This window comes from Micromonospora sp. NPDC005553 (genome assembly GCF_042871765.1).
Lineage (GTDB): Bacteria > Actinomycetota > Actinomycetes > Mycobacteriales > Micromonosporaceae > Micromonospora.
Genome location: NZ_JBIAJD010000014.1, coordinates 1 through 16722 on the forward strand (window position 1 = coordinate 1; position 16722 = coordinate 16722).

Below are 16722 nucleotides of genomic sequence, written 5' to 3' on the forward strand. Positions count from 1 at the left end.
ACTCAACGACCGCCCCCGAATGACCCTGGGCTGGGCCACCCCAGGTGAGAAAATGACCCAGCTCCTCGGTGTTGCAACCACCGGTTGAGCCCGCCCCGCTGACGGAAACTGTCCAAGATCTGTGCCAGCAACGAGGGAGCGGGAAGGTCTGAGCTCAGTCGAGCAGGGCGTCCAGGCCGACGGTGAGGCCGGGGCGGTTGCGCACCGCGCGGACGGCCAGCAGCACACCCGGCATGAACGACACCCGGTCGTACGAGTCGTGCCGGATGGTCAGCGTCTCGCCGGTACCGCCGAACAGCACCTCCTGGTGGGCCACCAGGCCGGTGGCGCGCACCGCGTGGACGCGTACCCCGTCGATGTCGGCGCCGCGCGCACCCGGCACCTCGTCCTTCGTGGCGTCCGGGACCGGGCCGAGGCCGGCCTCGGCGCGGGCCCGGGCGATCTGCCGGGCGGTGTGGGTGGCGGTGCCACTCGGGGCGTCCAGCTTGCGCGGGTGATGCTGCTCGATGATCTCGACGGACTCGAAGTGTCGGGCTGCCCGCGCGGCGAACTGCATCATCAGTACCGCGCCGATACCGAAGTTCGGGGCGATGACCACGCCCACCTCGGGCCTGTCGGCCAGCCAGCCGCGCACCTGCTCCAGCCGCTGCTCGGTGAAGCCGGTCGTGCCGACCACCGCGCTGATGCCCTGCTCGATGCACCACTGGAGGTTGCCCATGACGACGTCCGGCGTGGTGAAGTCGACGACCACCTCGGCGGTGGAGACGGCGGAACGGTCGTCACCCTGGTCGATCGACGCCACCAGGGCGAGGTCGTCGGCGGCGTCGACAGCCTTGCAGACCTCGATGCCCATCCGGCCACGGGCTCCGAACACGCCGACCCGCACCAGCCCGGCGGGGGTCTCCTCCTGCTCGTCAGTCACGGGGCACAACCTATCCCAATCGGGACGGGCCCTTCCGGCCGGATCCGGGGCATCCACCCGCCGGGATGCCACGCGCGAAAGGGCCGCAACGCGCCGCGGCGGAAGGACTCAGACCGCGCAACGGTGGAAGGACTCAGACCGCGCTGGCGACGGAAGGACTCAGACCGCGAAGTCGCCCGCGCCGAAGGGGCCCACCACGGCCAGCGACATCGGCCGGTTGAGCAGCTCGGCGGCGAGCACGTTCACGTCCTCCACTGTGACCTCGTCGACCCGGCGGAGCAGCTCGTCGACAGGCATCAGGTCGCCGTAGAGCAACTCACCCTTGGCCAGACGGCTCATCCGGGAACCGGTGTCCTCCAGGCCGAGCACGAACGAGCCCTTGCTCATCCCCTTGCCCCGGGCCACCTCGGCCTCGGTCAACCCGTCGGCGGCCACCCGGGCCAACTCGGCGCGGGTCAGGGCCAGCACCTCGTCCACCTTGCCCGGCGCGCAGCCGGCGTAGACGGCGAACAGGCCGGTGTCGGCGTACTGGCTGGCGTAGGAGTAGACCGAGTACGCGAGGCCACGCTGCTCGCGGATCTCCTGGAACAGACGGCTGGACATGCCACCGCCGAGCACGTTGTTGAGCACCCCGAGGGCGAACCGCCGCTCGTCGAGCCGGTCGATGCCGGGGCAGCCGAGGATGACGTGTGCCTGCTCGGTCTCCTTCGGCTCCACCAGTGTGGTCGCCGGCTTGGTGCGTACCGCCGGGGTCGCCGCGCGGTGCGGCGCCGGGCCGGCCGGGTCGCTGTCCAGCGGGGTTCCGCGCACGGCCTGACGGACCATCTTGACCACTGCGGCGTGGTCGAGGTTGCCGGCGGCGGCGATGACGATCTGCGGCGCGGTGTAGCGACCCCGGTAGAAGGTCTGGATCTGCCGCCGGGTCATCGGGGTGACGGTCTCCGAGGTGCCGGAGATCAGCCGGCCCAGCGGGTGATCGCCGTAGACGGCCTGGACGAAGAGGTCGTGCACCTCGTCACCCGGCTCGTCGTCGTGCATGGCGATCTCCTCCAGGATCACGCCACGCTCGGTCTCGACGTCGGCCGGCTCCAACAGCGAGTCCGCTACCAGGTCGCACATCACGTCGATCGCCAGCGGCAGGTCCTCGTCCAGCACGCGGGCGTAGTAGCAGGTGTATTCCTTCGTGGTGAAGGCGTTGGTCTCGCCACCCACCGCCTCGATCTGCGAGGAGATCTCCAGTGCGGTCCGCTTGTGGGTGCCCTTGAAGAGCAGGTGCTCGAGGAAGTGCGCGGCACCGGCCTGGGGGCCGGTCTCGTCACGCGAGCCGACCGCCACCCAGATGCCGAACGACACGCTGCGCATCGCCGGAATCGCCTCGGTGAGGACGCGCAGACCGCTGGGCAGCACGGTACGACGTACCGTGCCGCCCAGCGGGTCGTCGCTGAGCGTCCGGGTCACCGCGCGGGCGGTGCCGCCGGAGCGGCCCGCCCCGGTGTCCCGAACTCGACTCGCTTGGCTGGCCCGCCAGCCGGGGGCCACCCCCCGTCGATCCGGTGGAAACGGCGCGCTGATGGCCCGACTCACGACTTGCTCCCGGTTCGACGAGGGGTGGGTGATGCGTTGTGCGACGGTCAGCTGTGCCGGGTCCGACGGCGCGGACGCTCGCCGCCCTCGCCACCCTCGCCGCCGCCACCCTCGCCGCCGCGCTCCGGGCCACGCCCGCCACGGTCGCCGCCACGCTCACGGTCGCCACGGTCACGCGGAGCCCGGTCGCCCCGGTCCCGACCAGCCGGCCGGTCGCCAGCGGCGGCCTCACCGGCGGCCGGAGCCTCGGTGCCCTCCGGGCGGACCTTGTCGAGGTAGATCTTGCCGCGGGCGTCGATGTCCGCGATCTCGACCTCGACCCGGTCACCGACGTTGAGGAAGTCCTCGACGCGCTCGACCCGCTTGCCGTCGCCCACCTTGGAGATGTGCAGCAGGCCGTCACGGCCCGGCAGGAGCGAGATGAACGCGCCGAACGCGGCGGTCTTGACCACCGTGCCGAGGAAGCGCTCGCCCTGCTTCGGCAGCGTCGGGTTGGCGATCCCGTTGATCCGGTCGACGGCCGCCTGGGCCGACGGGCCGTTGGTGGCGCCGACGTAGATCGTGCCGTCGTCCTCGATGGAGATCTCGGCGCCGGTCTCGTCCTGGATCGCGTTGATGGTCTGACCCTTCGGGCCGATCACCATGCCGATCTTGTCGACCGGGATCTTGACGGTGGTGACCCGCGGCGCGTAGTCCGACATCTCGGCCGGAGCCTCGATCGCGGCCTTCATGACACCGAGGATGACCTGCCGGGCCTCGTTCGCCTGCTGCAGCGCGGCAGCCAGCACGTCCGACGGGATGCCGTTGAGCTTGGTGTCGAGCTGGAGTGCGGTGACGAACTCCGGCGTGCCGGCGACCTTGAAGTCCATGTCACCGAACGCGTCCTCGGCACCGAGGATGTCGGTCAGCGTCACGTACTGGGTCTTGCCGTCCACCTCGTCGGAGATGAGCCCCATCGCGATGCCGGCGACCGGCGCCTTCAGCGGGACACCCGCGGAGAGCAGGCCCAGCGTCGACGCGCAGACCGAACCCATCGAGGTGGAGCCGTTGGAGCTGAGCGCCTCCGACACCTGCCGGATGGCGTACGGGAACTCCTCGCGCGACGGCAGCACCGGGATCAGCGCACGCTCGGCGAGCGCACCGTGGCCGATCTCGCGACGCTTCGGCGAGCCGACCCGGCCGGTCTCACCGGTCGAGTACGGCGGGAAGTTGTAGTTGTGCATGTAGCGCTTGCGGTTCTCGGGGGACAGCGTGTCCACCATCTGCTCCATCCGGAGCATGTTCAGCGTGGTGACGCCCAGGATCTGGGTCTCGCCCCGCTCGAACAGCGCCGAACCGTGCACCCGGGGCAGCACGCCGACCTCGGCGGTGAGCGCCCGGATGTCACGCGGGCCGCGGCCGTCCATGCGGACCTGCTCGCGCAGCACGCGGTTGCGCACCTCGGACTTGGTCAGCGAGCGGAAGGCGGCGCTGAGCTCCTTCTCCCGACCCTCGAACCGAGCGCCCAGCTCCTCGGCGACCCGAGCCTTGACCCGGTCCAGGGCCTCCTCGCGGTCGGCCTTGCCGGCGATGGTGATCGCCTCGGCCACGTCACCGCGAGCGAACTCGGCGACGGCGTCGTAGATGTCGTCCTGGTAGTCCAGGAAGACCGGGAACTCGGTGACCGGCTTGGCGGCGACCTCGGCCAGCTCGCTCTGCGCGCGGCACAGCTCACGGATCGCCGGCTTGGCGGCCTCCAGGCCGCTGGCGACGACCTCCTCGGTCGGGGCGGTGGCACCGGCCGAGATCAGGGCGACGGCGTTCGGGGTGGCCTCGGCCTCGACCATCATGATCGCGACGTCGCCGTCCTCGAGCGTGCGGCCGGCCACGACCATGTCGAAGGTGGCGCGAGCCAGCTCCTCCAGGGTCGGGAAGGCGACCCACTGGCCGTCGATGTGGGCGACGCGGGTCGCCCCGATCGGGCCGGAGAACGGCAGGCCGGAGAGCTTGGTCGACATCGAGGCGGCGTTGATCGCCACGACGTCGTACGGGTGCTGCGGGTCGAGCGCGAGGATGGTCTCGACGACCTGGACCTCGTTGCGCAGGCCCTTCACGAAGGACGGGCGCAGCGGCCGGTCGATCAGGCGGCAGGTGAGGATCGCGTCCTCGCTCGGCCGGCCCTCACGGCGGAAGAACGAGCCGGGGATGCGGCCCGCGGCGTACATCCGCTCCTCGACGTCGACGGTCAGCGGGAAGAAGTCGAACTGCTCCTTCGGGTGCTTACCGGCGGTCGTGGCGGAGAGAACAACCGTCTCGCCCAGCTGGGCGATGACGGAACCGGCGGCCTGGCGAGCCAGCCGACCGGTGGAGAAGGTGATCTCGCGGGTGCCGAAGGACCCGTTGTCGATCACGGCGGTGCGGGATTCGGTGCCGAGTTTGGTCTCGGTCATGTGCTGTCGTGCTCCTTCGCGTCGTGGGCCCACGACATCGGGGAGCTGCTCAGCCGGCCGGTCTTCGATCGAAGCGCCCGGGTGGCCGGCATGATGCCGGGTTCCCGGGGGCCACTACCGGAGACCGGTACGCTGACCGGCTCCCTCTCGGGTGGTCGCGCGGCCCGTGTTTCTTCAGGTGGGACGCGGTACGGGGGAGTAGCCGAGCGGCCACTCCCCCGTCACGTCACCGGCGCAGACCGAGCCGCTCGATGAGCGACCGGTAGCGGGCAATGTCCTTCTTCTGGACGTAGTTGAGCAACCGACGGCGACGGCCGACCAGCAGCAGCAGCCCACGGCGGCTGTGGTGGTCGTGCTTGTGCACCTTCAGGTGCTCGGTCAGCTCGGCGATCCGCTTGGTGAGGACCGCTACCTGGACCTCCGGCGAACCGGTGTCGCCCTCGGCGGTCGCGTACTCCGCGCGGATGCTGGCCTTGGCTTCCTGATCGAGCGCCATGTTCTCCCTGTTTCGATGGGTTGATCAAGTGGGTGTCCGTCGTCCCGATGGACCGGGAACGGACCGGTACCTCGCACCCGCGGCGTCGAGCAGGCACGCGAGGCCCCACGCCGGTCACCCGACGTCCCGGCAAGACTACCAGCACTCGCCGGTAACACCCGGCGAAGGGCCTCGGTGGCGGCCCGGCACCCCGGCACGATCAGGCCAGTACGCGCCGGGTGCGCTCGACGTCCTGATTCATCTGGGCGATCAACGGCTCGATCGAGTCGTACCGGATCTGGCCCCGCAGGTGCGCCACGAAGTCCAGGGCCAGCCGCTCGCCGTACAGGTCGCCGGTGAAGTCCAGCGCGTACGCCTCCACCCGTCGCTCCCGGCCGGAGAAGGTCGGGTTGGTACCCACGGACACCGCCGCCAGCAGCGGCTCGTGCTGACCGCGGCGGATCAGCCGGGCCGCGTACACGCCGTCGGCGGGCACCGCCGCGTACCGGTGGCAGAGCAGGTTGGCGGTGGGGAAGCCCAGCTCCCGGCCCCGCTGGTCGCCGCGGACCACGACGCCCTCCACCCGGTGTGGGCGGCCCAGCGCGCCGGCCGCCGCGCCCACGTCACCCGCGTCGACACACGACCGGATGTACGTGGAGGAGAAGACGGTGCCGGCCTCGGCGACCAGCGGGGCGCCCTCCACGCCGAAGCCGAACGTCTGACCCAGCCGTTCCAACAACGCCACGTCGCCGGCGGCCCGGTGCCCGAAGCGGAAGTTGCCGCCGACCACCACCAAAGCGGCGTGCAGGTGCTCGACCAGGACGTCGTGCACGAACTGTTCGGCCGGCACCCGGGAGAACTCCGGGGTGAACGGCACCACGCAGAGCACGTCCACGCCGAGCGCCTCGATCAGCTCGGCCTTGCGGGCCGGCTCGGTGAGCACCGCCGGGTGCGAACCGGGGCGGACCACCTCGGCCGGGTGCGGGTCGAAGGTGACCACCACCGACTGCACGCCCAACTCGCGGGCCCGGGCCACGGCGTGCCCGATGGTCGCCTGGTGCCCCTTGTGCACACCGTCGAAGACGCCGATGGTGACCACCGAGCGTCCCCATCCGCCAGGCGCCGCGTCGTAGCCCCGCCACCGCTGCATGCCGTTCCTCTCTGCTGTCCCGCCGGCCGGCGGGTCGACACCGCCGGCTGCGGGCCGACGGACCTGCGCTGCGCTGTCAGGCCGGTGCGAGCACGATCTCCGCGCGGGCCCGCCCGTCCCGCTCGCTGACGATAGCGATCAGGCCGCCGGCCGGCCCGAAGACGGCGTACGGCCCGGAGAGGCCGGCCGGGTCCAACGGCCCACCATGGGCGAGCACCCGGGCCTCGTCCGGCGTGGCCTCCCGGCGCGCGAAGAACCGGTCGGCCGCCGCGTCCAGTGGCAGGTTCACCACGTCCGGAGCGCGCTGTTCCAGCTCGTCGAGGGTCGCCGCCTCGGCGAGGGTGAAGCCGCCCACCGCGGTGCGCCGCAGTGCCGTGAGGTGCCCGCCGACGCCGAGCGCCAGGCCGGCGTCCCGGGCGATGGCCCGGATGTACGTGCCGGAGGAGCAGGTCACGTCCACGTCCACGTCCACCACGTCCGGCTCGGTGCGACGGATCGCCAGCACCTCCAACCGGGAGATGGTGACCCGCCGCGCCGGCAGCTCGACGCTCTCCCCGTCGCGGACCCGCTTGTACGCCCGCTGCCCGTCGATCTTGATGGCGCTGACCGCGCTCGGCACCTGGTCGACCTCGCCGCTCAGTCCGGCCAGCGCCGAGGAGATCGCGTCGTCGGTGACCTGCCCGGCCGGCACGGTGGCGGTCACGTCGCCCTCGGCGTCGTCGGTGACTGTGGTCTGGCCGAGCCGGATCGTGCCGGTGTAGCTCTTGCCCGCGCCGATCACGTAGGTCAGCAGCCGGGTGGCCCGGCCGACACCGATCACCAGCACGCCGGTCGCCATCGGGTCGAGAGTGCCGCCGTGCCCGACCCTCCGGGTCTTCGCCAGTCGGCGGATGCGCGCCACCACGTCGTGCGACGTCATGCCGCCGGGCTTGTCGACCACGATCAGACCATCGGTGCTCACGTCGGCCAAGCCTGCCAGATGGCCCGTACTCCGCGGGGCGTGGGCACGCCCCGCGTGACCCGAGCCTCTGCCAACGCGTCCTGAGTCGTTTTGTGGGGACAGGGCGTCCATCTGGCGGAATGTCGGGCGGGGCAACCGACCGACCGTCGTGATGCGAAGATCATCCGCCCGCTGCCGTCGCCCCGAGATCAGGACCGCCGATGACCTCCGACCGACCTCCGGGCCACGAGCACCGCGCCCGGGTCGACCTGCCGCAGTGGATGCGGCAGCCGACGCCGCAGCGTCGTACCCCGATGCGCTACGTCGATGACCTGATCGAGGGTTGGCCGGCGCTGCGGGCCGCCCGCCGGGCGGTGTGGCGCTGGCGCGGCCGGACCCGGTGGAGCGAGTCGCATCCGCACATCGTCGCCGTGCTGTCGTTCGTCGTGGCCGCCGTCCTCGGCACCGCCCTGGTGACCGGTGCCTACTACCTGCTCGCGCTGGCCACCAGCGGCGAATACTGACGGAGGAAGCGTGGAGAACACCCCGCCGGCGGACCCGGTCGACCCGCCACCGCCGTCCACCGCGGTAGCGCAGGTCAACCCGGTCCAGCTACCGGAGTGGTTGCGGTCACCGCAGGTCGAGCACCAGCCCACCGGGTGGGACCGGGTCCGCTTCTTCTCGGCCCGGCACAACGGCGCGCTGCTGCTCGGCCTCGGGCTGGTGCTGGCACTGCTGATGGTCGTCGGCGGGGTGGTCCTGGTCGGCCGGATCGCGGATGACGTCCAGGCCTCCACCTCGGCGAGCCCCACCCCGAGCCCCACCCCGCCGGTCAGCAGGGTCGGCGAGCCCCGGGACCTCTTCGCCGGGTCGCCGGCGGCCGCCTTCGCGCCGGGCGAGGAGGCCGTACGGATGCCGGCGGCCAAGGCCACCGGGCCGTTCACCGCTGCCCAGGTGCGAACCGCGTTGGAGTCGGTGCGCAAAGCGTTGATCCAGAGCCGGCTCGACACCTCGATGTTCATGGGTGATCCAGAGCCGTTCCTCGCACTGCTCGCCGCGGACGCCCGCGAGCAGCTCCGGCCGGACTTCGCCAGCAATAGCTTCCTGCGGTACGCGACCCGGATGGCGTCGCCGTCGCAGTGGAAGCCCGGCGCGCGAGCCGCGGGCCGGATCAGTTACCGGGCCACCACCGAGGAGAAGGGGATCCGACTGCTGGAGGTTTCCACGGAGTTCGTGTGGGCGTACCCGTTCAACGTGGACCCGCGGGCACCTGCCGGTGCCGCTGTGGTGGCGGTCCGCGACCGGGTGGTCTGGCAGATGCCGCACCCGGACGACGTGCAGGCATCCTCCAAGGGCCTGTGGCTCGGTTCAGCGGAGGCCATCACCTGGAACGCGGACTGCGGTCAACTGCGGGACGGCTGGATCCGAGAGCAGTACTGGTTGGCTGCCCTGCACGGGAAGCGGATACCCGCGGGCGACCCGGGCACGATCTTCGACCTGGCAGCGCCCGCGCCGACCACCACGCGCTGCTGACAGGTGGGCCCCGGCGACCCGGTCAGCGGACCGCGCCGGTCACCGCCCACCTGCCGTTGCGCAGTCGCAGCAACAGGGCGACCAGCCGGATCACCACGAACACTGTGAGCCCGGCCCAGATGCCGCCCAGCCCGAGATTGAGCGCGTACGCCAGCCAGATGGCCGGCAGGAAGCCGCCGAGCGCCGCCACGATGGTGAGGTTGCGCAGGTAACGTACGTCGCCGGCGCCGATCAGCACGCCGTCGAGGGCGAACACCACCCCGGCCAGCGGCAGCATGACGACGAACCACGGCCAGGCCACCATGGCCTGCTCGCGTACCCCGGCATCGGAGCTGAACCACGACGGCACCACGCCCGCGCCGGCGGCGACGAGCAGCGCGAAGCCCACGCCGCAGACGCCGCCGAGCAGCCCGACCCGGCGGGCGAGCGCCCGCGCACCCGCGTCGTCGCCGGCGCCGAGCGCGGCACCGACCAGGGACTGCGCGGCGATGGCGAGGGCGTCGAGGACCAGGGCGGTGAAGAACCAGAGTTGCAGGGCGATCTGGTGGGCACCGACGGCGGCGGCGCCGAAGCGGGCGGCGACGGCGGTCGCGGACAGGAAGCTGGCCTGGAACGCCAGCCCACGGATCAGCAGGTCCCTGCTGAGCACCAGTTGCTGGCGGATCACGCGGGGTTGAGGGCGCAGCGACACCCGTTCACCGACCAGGGCGGCGGCGAAGAGCACTCCGCAGAGCGTCTGCGCGACGACGTTCGCCACGGCCGAGCCGACCAGACCCAACCCGCCGGGATAGACCAGCAGCGGGCAGAGCAGCGCGGAGAGCAGGTTGGGGCCGAGCACGAAGTACAGGGGGCGGCGAGTGTCCTGCACGCCGCGCAGCCAGCCGTTGCCGGCGGCGGCGAGGAGCAGGCCGGGAGCGCCGAGGGCCGCGATCCGCAACCACTGGGCGGCGGCGTCGGCGACCTCGCCACCACCACCGGCGAGGGTACGGGCGAGCGCGCCCCCGCCAAACTGCATGCCGATCGCGATCAGCAGACCGACACCGAGCGCCAACCAGGACGACTGGACGCCCTCGGCGACGGCGGCAGCCCGGTCACCCGCGCCGAAGCGGCGGGCCGTGCGTCCGGTGGTGCCGTAGGCGACCACTGTGCCGACCCAGGCGGTGAGCGTCATGACAGTGCCGCCGACGGCGAGCGCGGCGAGCGGCACCCGGCCGAGGTGACCGACCACTGCGGTGTCGACCAGCACGTAGAGCGGCTCGGCGGCGAGCACCACGAGGGCCGGCAGGGCGAGCGCGGCGATCCGCCGAGGCGAGGCGGGTTGGTGGGCGGTGGTGGCGGTCTGGCTCATCGCGGCCGATCCTGGCACGGCTGCGGTAAGGATCGCAATCCCGCCGACTACTTACCTTCGCCGGTGCGCCCGGAGCTGGCCGAATCTCCCGCCCCGCACCGATCCGAGGGATCACCGTCGGCGGGGTCGGATCACTGGCGGGTGTCCATCGACGTCTGCAGTGCGCGGCGGGCCTGCTCGCGGGCGTCGTCGGTGGTGGTCTCGGGCTTGGGCTTGTTCGGCATGGTGGCGCTCCTCTTCCCAGGGCGTGAGCCGCCGACACACGGCGGCCCTCACGGGCGGTCCTGCTGAGCGCCCCACGGCGGTCCGGGGTTACCGGAGCAGCCGACTGGGCAGCGTGAGCCCGGGTCGATCCGACCCTGGAGGGAGGCAGTGCGGGGTGTGGCACCACCGCCCATGACCTGCACCGCCAGGCGGCACCGGCCTTCTCCCAAGTTATCGTTCAGGTCCACATACTGCTTACGGTTCCCGCCATTTGGACGGTCGGCAACCCGGCTCAGCGGGCCAGGAAGTGCCAGCCCAGCCACCACCAGAACCCGAACAGACCGATCCGGCCCACCGGCACCGAACCGACCTCGTAGCGCATCACGTAGGCACAGACCTCGCCAAGGGTGGGGATCCGCGACCCCTCCCGCCGGGCCATCCACTCGACCACCGCGAAGAGGATCAGCGCGGCGAGGAAGCCGCCGATCGCGAGCGCGCGCATCATCGCCGCACCAGCCCCCAGAAGGCGGCCAACCAGGCGAACCAGGCTGCCGACCTGGTCAGTTGATCCTCCAGAAGAGGGTCGGCCAGCCGGGAGAAGGTGGGGAAGTCATCGCCGGCGGCCAGCACGAAGGTCACGCCCTCGAAGACCCCGAAGACCACCACCGGCACCGCCCACCAGGCCGCTCCCGCGCCCAGTCGGCGCGGCGCCGGCCGGCGGGGCACCCGGTTGCTCAGACCGAGCCAGATCAGCACCCCACCCGTCCCGAGGGTGAACAGATTCGCCTCGGTCGAGAAGGACGCGAACCGGCCACCGACGAGCGAGAGGCAGACGAGGACGGGAACGGAGACGGCGGGCCGGTCCCAGGCGCGGGGGGCCTCCACGGTGAGGTCGTGCGGCTGCTCCATCCCGCAATTCTTCCCGGTATCACGGAAGGCGGGAAGACCAACACTCCCCGGAGCTGACCCTGATCTTCGAGACCGGCAGATCGATGGCGGCCGAAGGCGCGTCAGCCGGTAAGCGCAGCGTCCAGCTGACCGCGGATCGACTCGACCACCTGCTCGACGGTGCCCCGACCGGTGAACCCGGCCGCGAACGTGTGCCCACCACCACCCAGCGCCACCGCGACCCGACTGACGTCCACAGCGCCCTTGCTGCGCATCGACACCGCCCACTCGGCCGGCCTGGTCTGCTTCACCACACAGCTCACATCCGCCTCGGCGGTGCAGCGCACGGAGTCGATCAGCGCCTCCAGCACGTACGGCTGCTGGTCGTGCCGGGCCAGGTCATCGAGGGTGGCGAAGGTCCAGACCAGACCCCGACCTCCGGCGGCGGCCGGCTCCAGTCGAGCCCGGCCGAGCACCTCGCCAAAGAGGCGGACCGCGCCGAAGGGCCGCGTGTCGAAGACCTGCCGGGAAATGTCACCCGGTGAGATCCCGGTCGCCAGCAGTCGGGCGGCCATCTCGTGCACCGCCGGAGTGGTCGCCGCGAACCGGAAGGAACCGGTGTCAGTGGTCAGCGCCACGTAGAGGCACTCGGCGATGGCCGGATCCACCACCACCCCGAGCCGGGCCAGCAGTTGCTCGACCACGACAGAGGTGGCCGCAGCCCCCGGGTCGACCAGGTTGACGGTGCCGAAACCGGGGTTGGAGGCGTGGTGGTCGAGCACCAACGCCGCACCCGCCGACGACAACCGCCCGGCCAACTCGCCGAGACGCGACTCGCTCGCCGCGTCGAAGCAGATCACCAGATCGGGCGCCGGGTCGGCGGCGTCCGCCGGGACCAGCAGGTCCAGACCCGGCAACCCTCGGAACGGCTCCGGCACCTCCGGCGGCCCGGGAAAGGTCGCCTGCACGTCGCGTACGCCGAGCTGCCGCAGGCCCAGACCGAAGCCGAGCATGCTGCCCAGCGCGTCGCCGTCCGGATTGATGTGGCAGATCAGCAGCACCCGGGCGGTCGGCGGGAGAGCCCGCACCAACGCCTCGGCCTCGGCCCACGCCGCCTCGGTCGGGCCGAGCCCGGTCGAGGCGACGAACGCTGCGCTGGCGGTGCTGGTCACCGCGCTTCCCCACCCCGCGGGGTCTCCTTGACGTCGGCCTCGTCGGCCTCGTCCGTCTCATCGTCCTCGTCATCCACCCGGTACGGCTGGGCCTCGCCCGCGTACTTCGCCTGGGCGGCGAGCCGCTGCACCTCGGCGTCGGCGTTGCGGGCGGCGGCGAGCAGGTCGTCGATGTGCTTGACCTGGTCCTGTACGTCGTCGAGGACGAACGCGAGCGTCGGCGAGTGGCGCAGCCCGAGCGCCTTGCCGACAGTGCTGCGCAGCATCCCCTTGGCGCTCTCCAGCGCCGCGGCGGTGTCCGCCTGGGCCACCGAGTCCCCGAGCACCGTGTAGAACACCGTCGCGTCACGCAGGTCAGCGGTAATCCGGGCGTCGGTGATGGTGATCATCCCGAGCCGCGGGTCCTTGATCTGGCTCCGCACCACCGACGCGACCAGCTCACGCACCCGTTCCGCGTGCCGGCGTACCTTGGCCGGATCAGACATCTCGCCACCTCCACGGCGTCCTGCTTCCGGTCGACCCGGCGACCCGGAGGCCGCCGGCCGACCGGCCAACATCTCGAACATTACCTTCGGGGCCGCTCCGGTCGCCCGGCACAGCCGGCACCATGGTCAGTCGTCGTCCGCACCGTAGAGCCGGCGTCGAACCGACAGCAACTCGACCTCGGGGCGATTGGCCACCAGGCGCTCACAGGAGTCGAGCACCTCGCGGACGTGCGCCGTCTCGGCGGCCACCACGGCCACCGCCAGTTGCGCTCGACCATGCAGGTCGAGCGCACCCACCTCGGCGGCCGACACCTCGAAGCGGCGCAGCGCCGCCACGATCGGCCGTACATATGATCTCTTGGCTTTGAGCGACCTGGAGTCGCCCGGCAGCAGCAGGTCGAAGACCGCGGTTCCGGTGAACATCGCCCCGGACGATACCGCCAACCCGCCCCGCATGATCAAGGGGTTTACGCCGAGTGGCGTAAACCCCTTGATCAGCGTGTCACTGCCGGATCAGGCGCGAACCTTCTCCCGCATCTCGAAGGTCTCGATGACGTCGCCGACCTGGACGTTGTTGTAACCACCCAGGGTCAGACCGCACTCGAAGCCCTCGCGGACCTCGGTGGCGTCGTCCTTGAACCGCTTGAGCGAGGTGATCGTGAGGTTGTCCGCCACGACCGCCCCGTCCCGAAGCAGTCGAGCCTTCGCGTTGCGTCGGATGATGCCCGACCGGACGATGCAACCGGAGATGTTGCCGATCTTGGACGAGCGGAAGACATCGCGGATCTCCGCGCTGCCCAGCTCGGCCTCCTCGTACTCCGGCTTGAGCAGGCCCTTGAGCGCTGCCTCGATCTCTTCGATGGCCTGGTAGATGACGGTGTAGTACCGGATCTCCACGCCCTCGCGGTCGGCCATCTCACGGACCTTGTTCGAGGCCCGCACGTTGAAGCCGATGATCGTGACCGGCTCGGACGAGGCGCTCGCGAGCATGACGTTGCTCTCGGTGATCGCGCCGACGCCCCGGTCGAGGACCTTGAGCTGGACCTCCTCGGGGATGTCGAGGTTGAACAGCGCGTCCTCCAAGGCCTCCACCGAACCGGAGACATCGCCCTTGAGGATGAGGTTGAGCGAGGTCTTCTCGCCCTCCTTGAGCTGCTCCATGAGCGTCTCAAGAGTGGCCCGGCCACGGGAGTTGGCGAAGGACGCCGCCCGCCGCCGTGCCTGCCGCTGCTCGGCGATCTGCCGCACCGTGCGGTCGTCCGCCGCGGCGAGGAACGTGTCACCCGCACCGGGCGGCGCGGTCAGACCCAGAACCATCACCGGACGCGCCGGACCAGCCTCGGAAAGCTGGTTGCCGTTCTCGTCGAGCATGGCCCGGACCCGGCCGTGCGCCCCACCGGCGACGATCGAGTCGCCCGCCCGCAGGGTGCCCTTCTGCACCAGCACCGTCGCCACCGCACCGCGGCCCTTGTCCAGGTGCGCCTCGATGGCCACACCCTGCGCCGGCCCGTCGATCGGAGCGGTCAGCTCCAGCGACGCGTCGGCGGTCAGCAGGACGGCCTCGAGCAGTTCCTCGATGCCGATGCCCGGCTTGGCTGCCACGTTGACGAACATGGTCTCGCCGCCGTACTCCTCAGCGACCAGGCCGTACTCGGTCAGCTGCTGGCGGACCTTGTCCGGGTTGGCGTCCGGCTTGTCGACCTTGTTGACCGCAACCACGATCGGCACGTCGGCCGCCTTGGCGTGGTTCAACGCCTCGATGGTCTGCGGCATCACGCCGTCGTCGGCCGCGACGACCAGGATCACGATGTCCGTGACCTGGGCACCACGGGCACGCATGGCGGTGAACGCCTCGTGACCCGGGGTGTCGATGAACGTGACCGCCCGGTCCTCGCCCTCGTGCGGGACGTGGACCTGGTACGCACCGATGTGCTGGGTGATGCCACCCGCCTCACCGGCCACGACGTTCGCCTTACGGATGGCGTCGAGCAGCTTGGTCTTACCGTGGTCGACGTGACCCATGACGGTCACCACCGGCGCACGGCTGACCAGACGCTCCTCGGCCACCTCCGCGTCGAGGTCGATGTTGAACTGCGCGAGCAGCTCGCGGTCCTCGTCCTCCGGGCTGACGATCTGGATGTCGAAGCCCAGGTGCTCACCCAGCAGGTGCAGGGTGTCGTCAGAACAGGACTGGGTCGCGGTCACCATCTCGCCCAGGTTGAACATCTCCTGGACCAGCGAACCCGGGTTGGCGTTGATCTTGTCGGCGAAGTCCGACAGCGAGGCCCCACGGGAGAGCCGGACGATCTGACCCTGACCCCGGGGAGCACCCGAGCTCATGGTCGGAGCCGACAGGTTGTCGAACTCCTGTCTGCGCTGCTTCTTGGACTTGCGACCGCGCGTCGGCCGACCACCCGGACGCCCGAAGGCACCCGCGGCGCCGCCGCCACGGCCACGACCGCCCGCACCCGGACGACCGCCGCCACCGGCCGGACCACCCGGACGGAAACCGCCGCCGGGAGCACCGCCACCGCCGCCGGGACCGCCACGGTAGCCACCGCCACCGCCGGCACCCGCGCCGCCACCAGGGCCGCCGCGGTAACCGCCACCGCCACCGGCGCCACCGCCGGGACCGCCACGGAAACCACCGCCACCGCCACCGGGACGACCGGCGCCACCGCCACCGGGGCGACCAGCGCCACCGGGGCCGGGACGACCAGCAGCCGGGCGCTGGCTCGGCATGGACGCCGGGCTGGGCCGCGGCGGCATGGAGTTCGGGCTCGGCCGCGGCGGCATGCCCGCCGGGGTGTTGGGCCGAGGGCCACCCGCACCGGCGGCCGGGGGCCGCTGCTGCTGGCCACCCTGGATGCCGAACGGGTTGTTACCGGCGCCACGCGCCGGCGGACGACCGCCGGGGCGGGCACCCGGACCCGGAGCCGGCGTGCTCGGACGAGCTGCCGGGGAACCGGGACGGGGCGGCATCGCCGCGGGACCGGGCCGAGGGCCGGGACGGTTACCGCCGTCGGCCGGAGGCTCCCGGCGAACGGGGTTGTCCCGCTGCTGCTGGCGGGCGGCCTGCGCGGCCTTGACCGCGGCCTCCTGCTCAGCCTTCAGCGCGGCGGCACGCGCCTCCGCGGCCGCCACCTCGATGTCGTGGGCACTCGCCGGCTTGGCGACCGGGGTCGCCGACTGCGGGGCACCGGGAACCGGACCCTTGGGCTTGGGACCGGGTGCCGGCGCGGCCGGCCGCCGAGGCGGCATCGGCTTGGCCGAGACCCGGGGCGCGCCCGGGGCCGGGGTTGGCGTCGGGGTCGGGTTTGAAGCCGGCGTCGACGCGGGCGCCGACGGGGCGGCCGGAGCCGGGGCTCCGGCGGACGCGACGAATGCGTTACGCAGCCGCCGGGCGACGGGCGCCTCGACGGTGCTGGACGCGGACTTCACGAACTCGCCCATTTCCTTCAACTTGGCGAGAACGGTCTTACTCTCGACCCCGAGCTCTTTTGCAAGCTCGTGAACGCGGGCCTTGCCTGCCACTGCACTCCTCACTCCGAGGTCGTGCGGGCAGCACCCGCAGCGACCTCACTCGTGCACT

The 16722-nt window shown here is 71.6% G+C and carries 15 protein-coding genes; 2 read left to right on the top strand and 13 right to left on the bottom strand.

From position 1 onward, the window contains the following. Window positions 1–154: 154 nt before the first annotated feature. The 6 genes from dapB to truB all read right to left on the bottom strand — a co-directional run bounded on the left by dapB (window position 155) and on the right by truB (window position 7521). The gene (dapB, locus tag ACFYPG_RS32365; RefSeq protein WP_387355008.1) at window positions 155–922 is read right to left on the bottom strand and encodes a 4-hydroxy-tetrahydrodipicolinate reductase; all 768 of its coding nucleotides are present in this window, start codon (window positions 920–922) and stop codon (window positions 155–157) included. A gap of 159 nt (window positions 923–1081) precedes the next feature. After that, window positions 1082–2506: a M16 family metallopeptidase gene (locus ACFYPG_RS32370; RefSeq protein ID WP_387355010.1), complete on the bottom strand. Its 1425-nt coding sequence runs from the start codon at window positions 2504–2506 to the stop codon at window positions 1082–1084. Between the two features lie 47 nt (window positions 2507–2553). After that, complete coding sequence (locus ACFYPG_RS32375) at window positions 2554–4935, bottom strand: polyribonucleotide nucleotidyltransferase (protein WP_355009560.1); 2382 nt, start codon at window positions 4933–4935, stop codon at window positions 2554–2556. A gap of 226 nt (window positions 4936–5161) precedes the next feature. Continuing rightward, on the bottom strand, window positions 5162–5431 hold the full coding sequence (rpsO, locus tag ACFYPG_RS32380; RefSeq protein WP_030337594.1) for a 30S ribosomal protein S15: 270 nt from the start codon (window positions 5429–5431) through the stop codon (window positions 5162–5164). Between the two features lie 199 nt (window positions 5432–5630). Continuing rightward, a complete protein-coding gene (locus tag ACFYPG_RS32385) occupies window positions 5631–6560 on the bottom strand; it encodes a bifunctional riboflavin kinase/FAD synthetase (protein WP_355009561.1) in 930 nt (309 codons plus the stop codon). 76 nt (window positions 6561–6636) lie between these two features. Beyond that, window positions 6637–7521 carry a tRNA pseudouridine(55) synthase TruB gene (gene truB, locus ACFYPG_RS32390; protein ID WP_355009562.1) on the bottom strand — a complete coding sequence of 295 codons (885 nt, stop codon included), beginning with the start codon at window positions 7519–7521 and terminating at the stop codon, window positions 6637–6639. A 200-nt stretch (window positions 7522–7721) separates the two neighbouring features. Between truB and ACFYPG_RS32395 the strand changes: the two genes are divergently transcribed. Further along, window positions 7722–8024, top strand: a complete 303-nt coding sequence (locus tag ACFYPG_RS32395; RefSeq protein WP_355009563.1) for a hypothetical protein — start codon at window positions 7722–7724, stop codon at window positions 8022–8024. A gap of 10 nt (window positions 8025–8034) precedes the next feature. Continuing rightward, on the top strand, window positions 8035–9033 hold the full coding sequence (locus ACFYPG_RS32400) for a hypothetical protein (RefSeq protein WP_387355012.1): 999 nt from the start codon (window positions 8035–8037) through the stop codon (window positions 9031–9033). 22 nt (window positions 9034–9055) lie between these two features. Here the strand turns inward: ACFYPG_RS32400 and ACFYPG_RS32405 are convergent, their stop codons facing one another. The 7 genes from ACFYPG_RS32405 to infB all read right to left on the bottom strand — a co-directional run bounded on the left by ACFYPG_RS32405 (window position 9056) and on the right by infB (window position 16664). Next, the gene (locus ACFYPG_RS32405; protein ID WP_387355014.1) at window positions 9056–10381 is read right to left on the bottom strand and encodes an MATE family efflux transporter; all 1326 of its coding nucleotides are present in this window, start codon (window positions 10379–10381) and stop codon (window positions 9056–9058) included. Between the two features lie 496 nt (window positions 10382–10877). Then, window positions 10878–11087 (bottom strand): DUF6186 family protein, encoded by a 210-nt coding sequence (locus tag ACFYPG_RS32410; RefSeq protein ID WP_181548655.1) that lies wholly within the window; start codon window positions 11085–11087, stop codon window positions 10878–10880. Then, window positions 11087–11494, bottom strand: a complete 408-nt coding sequence (locus ACFYPG_RS32415) for a hypothetical protein (RefSeq protein WP_210784728.1) — start codon at window positions 11492–11494, stop codon at window positions 11087–11089. Before ACFYPG_RS32415 ends, ACFYPG_RS32410 begins: the two co-directional genes overlap by 1 nt. 101 nt (window positions 11495–11595) lie before the next feature. Beyond that, window positions 11596–12645 (bottom strand): bifunctional oligoribonuclease/PAP phosphatase NrnA, encoded by a 1050-nt coding sequence (locus tag ACFYPG_RS32420; protein WP_387355016.1) that lies wholly within the window; start codon window positions 12643–12645, stop codon window positions 11596–11598. Further along, window positions 12642–13130, bottom strand: coding sequence for a 30S ribosome-binding factor RbfA (gene rbfA / locus ACFYPG_RS32425; RefSeq protein WP_355009567.1), 489 nt, complete (start codon window positions 13128–13130; stop codon window positions 12642–12644). The genes ACFYPG_RS32420 and rbfA overlap by 4 nt, the downstream gene beginning before the upstream one ends. A gap of 126 nt (window positions 13131–13256) precedes the next feature. Then, window positions 13257–13553: a DUF503 domain-containing protein gene (locus tag ACFYPG_RS32430; protein WP_238671751.1), complete on the bottom strand. Its 297-nt coding sequence runs from the start codon at window positions 13551–13553 to the stop codon at window positions 13257–13259. 90 nt (window positions 13554–13643) lie between these two features. Beyond that, on the bottom strand, window positions 13644–16664 hold the full coding sequence (infB, locus tag ACFYPG_RS32435; RefSeq protein ID WP_355009568.1) for a translation initiation factor IF-2: 3021 nt from the start codon (window positions 16662–16664) through the stop codon (window positions 13644–13646). Window positions 16665–16722 lie beyond the last annotated feature (58 nt).